The organism is Noviherbaspirillum sp. (assembly GCF_036846085.1).
Classification (GTDB): domain Bacteria; phylum Pseudomonadota; class Gammaproteobacteria; order Burkholderiales; family Burkholderiaceae_D; genus Noviherbaspirillum.
The window spans coordinates 1-3,434 of sequence record NZ_DAIUCO010000372.1; the positions used below are offsets into that span (position 1 = coordinate 1).

General features: G+C 63.2%; 4 protein-coding genes. 2 read left to right on the forward strand and 2 right to left on the reverse strand.

The genetic code is table 11. The features are described from left to right. Nucleotides 1-70: 70 nt before the first annotated feature. Complete coding sequence (locus V7080_RS24815) at nucleotides 71-487, reverse strand: DUF2798 domain-containing protein (protein ID WP_334191048.1); 417 nt, start codon at nucleotides 485-487, stop codon at nucleotides 71-73. Nucleotides 488-518: 31 nt separating this feature from the next. Next, a complete protein-coding gene (locus V7080_RS24820; protein ID WP_334191049.1) occupies nucleotides 519-836 on the reverse strand; it encodes a hypothetical protein in 318 nt (105 codons plus the stop codon). A 158-nt stretch (nucleotides 837-994) separates the two neighbouring features. Between V7080_RS24820 and V7080_RS24825 the strand changes: the two genes are divergently transcribed. Further along, a complete protein-coding gene (locus tag V7080_RS24825; protein WP_334191050.1) occupies nucleotides 995-1,972 on the forward strand; it encodes a LysR family transcriptional regulator in 978 nt (325 codons plus the stop codon). A 149-nt stretch (nucleotides 1,973-2,121) separates the two neighbouring features. Beyond that, a partial coding sequence (locus V7080_RS24830) for a PhoX family protein (protein WP_334191051.1) occupies nucleotides 2,122-3,434 on the forward strand: 1,313 nt, incomplete at its 3' end.

Genomic DNA, 3,434 nt, shown 5'->3' on the forward strand with positions numbered 1-3,434 from the left:
AGGCCTGGGCCTGCGGGGCGTAAATCCATCCTTCAGCAGGAGGGAGGAGACAAGGGTTTGAAAACGTCGCTTAGTTGAACGGGTACCGCAGGCGGTGATTCGCACGTAAACCATTTTTCCTCGTGGCACGCGACGATGCATCCGCAATATCGTCGAACCACAAGCCGACCGGTCGGCGTACCTGCGGTGTTCTTGTTCGTGCCGGCGCGGAAATACGTGCCGCGAAGCGGCTGGTCGCAGGTCCGATCAGGTAAGCGACCGGGAAGGCGATCGGCCACGCCGTCAGCCAGGTGATCATCCAGGCATTGAAAAAATTCGCTGTCGGTCCTTCCCACACCAGTTGCATGACGGCCGTCATGACGAGGGTGAGTGCGCCGGTAAACAACAGCGACGGCAGCATCGATGCGAGGCTGCGCGAACGGCGCAGCGCTTGAATCGTCCTGCTGGCCAGGCTGCCGGTGACGTCAGTGGAAATTGTGTGGTTCATGGCAATGACGCGTTTGGATTATGCTCTCGCCTCAGTCCTGGGCCGCGAGATGGCGCAACTCGGCGGCAAGACCGGGCTGGCTCGATTCGACGTCCTGCGCGAGGCGATTCACCATCAGCACGCTGCGCAGGGTGCGGCGCGAGCGGCGCTCTTCCAGCGACAGACGGGGATTGACTACCAGCAGGGCGGCACGCAGCAGGCCCATCAGCAACGGCTTGAAGACCATGAACAGGGCGATCAGCGCGCCGAGACCGATCAGCGGGCGTGCAAGGGGAGCGACGGCGCCGGCGAACACCTGTACGGTCGGGAGCGCGGCTTGTACGGGAAAAGCGATGGTCAGTATGGACATAACTACCTCTCTGAAATGATGTTTTCTTTGTGCGAATTGCAGTGTAGAACCACACCAGTTATTAATCCAATTTCGTTTTTCGATATCTACTATAATCTACGTGAATAACTGGCATTGCATGCCGGACTGTATCGCTGCCTATATTGAATGGATGAGACATGAGTTTTTTGACGCTGGATTTGAACCTGCTGCGCGTGTTCGATGCGGTCATGACGGAGCAGAACCTGACCCGGGCCGCCAGTCGGCTCGCGATGACACAACCGGCGGTTTCCAACGCCCTGCGCCGCTTGCGCGACGCCTTGGGAGACGAATTGCTGATCCGCACCGCCCACGGCGTCAAGCCGACGCCCCGCGCCGAAACGCTGTGGCCGGCGGTACGCCGGGCGCTGGGCGAGCTGGAAGAGGCGATCGCTCCCGACCAGAGCTTCGATCCGTCTCGGGCCCAAAACACGTTCCGCATGGCAATGGCCGACGCGACCGCCGCGCTTTGGCTGCCATCGCTCGTACGCAAGATCGAAACCGAGGCGCCCGGCATTCTGGTGCGGATGGTGCCGCTGACGACACGTGAGCCGCGGCCAATGCTGCTACGCGGCGATATCGACCTGGCGATCGGCTTTTTCCCCGGCGTGGTGTCGCAGATCGCCAGCGGCGGCGCATCGGTGTCGCCGATCCGCCATCAGCAGTTGTATTCCGGCCGCTATGTGTGCGTGATGCGCAAGAACCATCCGCTGGCGAACGGCGAGCTGACACTCGACGCCTATTGTTCCGCCAATCATCTGCTGGTGAGCTTTTCGGGTCGCGCGCACGGACTGGTCGACGAGGCGCTGGCGCAGCTGAACCGCGAACGGCGCATCCTGCTGACGGTCAACCAGTTCTTCACCGGCGGCAGGGTGGTGGCGAGTTCCGACCTGATCACGACGTTGCCGCGCCATCTCATCGCATCGACCGGCATCACCGGCGAGCTCATCGCAAAGGAGCTGCCGTTCAACCTGCCAAATGTGCACGTCGACATGCTGTGGCATGAACGCGATACCCGCAATCCGGCGCATACCTGGCTACGCGGGCACATGAGCGGCGCCACGCGGGAAGCGTTCGGCAGGGCCGGGCAGGTCCTGGCATCCAACGCCGCGCCGTAAGCCACGGCCGTTGCGGAAGGCCGCCGCTTTTCGGTCTGCTTCCCCAGGACCTTGTCACGATACGGTCATGAACCTGTCACGTTGGTGTAACGGCGGATGTCTAGAATCGCCCCGTTCCATTCCCTCCCAACGTCATAGGAAACTCACCGATGAACAAGCCCACCGATCTGTCCCGCGTCGTACTCGATGACGATGACATTGGTTCCAACAACTCGCAAAACGACCATTTCAGCGCGGTGCTCGATGCGCGCCTGAGCCGCCGCAGCTTGCTGCGCGGCGGCGTGGCGTCCGCGGCAGGTGCGTTGCTCGGCTCCCTGGGCCTGTCGGCATGCGGCGGCAGCGACGATACGGCCACGGCGGCACCGGTGCCGACTACGCCGACCGAAAAACTGCTGGCATTCCAGGCCGTGCCGAAAAGCCTCGCCGACGCAGTCGTGGTACCCGCGGGCTACACCGCGACCGTCCTGTATGCGCTGGGCGATCCGCTGACCGCGTCCACGCCGGCATACAAGAACGACGGCACCGATACCGATTTCGACAACCGCGCCGGCGATCACCATGACGGCATCGAATATTTCGGCCTGTCCGCCGCCGGCGCACCCGACCCGGGCAGCTCGAGCCGCGGCCTGCTGGCAATGAACCACGAGGCGCTGACCCAGCACTTCCTGCATCCGACCGGCGCCAGCGCCAATCCGCGTCCGGCTGCGCAAAGCGACAAGGAAATCCCGGCGCATGGCGTGTCGGTGGTGGAAGTGCGCAAGGGCGCCAACGGCGCGTTCTCCTACGTTAAGGAGTCGGCTTTCAACCGTCGCGTGACGCCGATGACGCCGATCCAGATGTCGGGTGTCGCACGCGGCAACGGCCTGCTGGTGACGAAGTACTCGACCGCCGGCACCGACACACGCGGCACGATCAACAACTGCGGCACAGGCAGCACACCGTGGGGCACGCTGGCGACCGGCGAGGAAAACTGGGCGGGCTATTTCAAGCGTGGCGCCGGCGACAACGCCGCACGCGGCGACAGGAGCGTCGTCGCCCTCAACCGCTACGGCCGCGCGGAAAATTCGAGCAGCCGCCATGGCTGGGAGACCACCGGCACCGACGACAAATACGCACGCTGGGACATCAGCAAGTCGGGCACGTCCACCAATGGCAGCGACGACTATCGCAACGAGATCAACACCTTCGGCTACATCGTGGAGATCGACCCGTACGACAAGAACGCGCCGGTCAAGAAGCGCACCAGCCTCGGCCGCTTCTCGCATGAAAGCGCAGCCTTCGGCAAGCTCGTTGCAGGCAAGCCGTTGGCCGTCTACATGGGTGACGACTCCCAGGGCGAGTACATGTACAAGTTCGTGTCGAACGCCGTCTGGAATGCCGCCGATGCCGGCGCACCGAACCGCATCGCCACCGGCGACAAGTACCTCGACCAGGGCAAGCTGTATGTCGCCAAGTTCAATGC

Excerpts from the sequence above, each read along its gene's own strand:
- V7080_RS24815 (WP_334191048.1), bottom strand. The coding sequence starts at position 487 with ATGAACCACACAATTTCCACTGACGTCACCGGCAGCCTGGCCAGCAGG.
- V7080_RS24820 (WP_334191049.1), bottom strand. The coding sequence starts at position 836 with ATGTCCATACTGACCATCGCTTTTCCCGTACAAGCCGCGCTCCCGACC.
- V7080_RS24825 (WP_334191050.1), top strand. The coding sequence starts at position 995 with ATGAGTTTTTTGACGCTGGATTTGAACCTGCTGCGCGTGTTCGATGCG.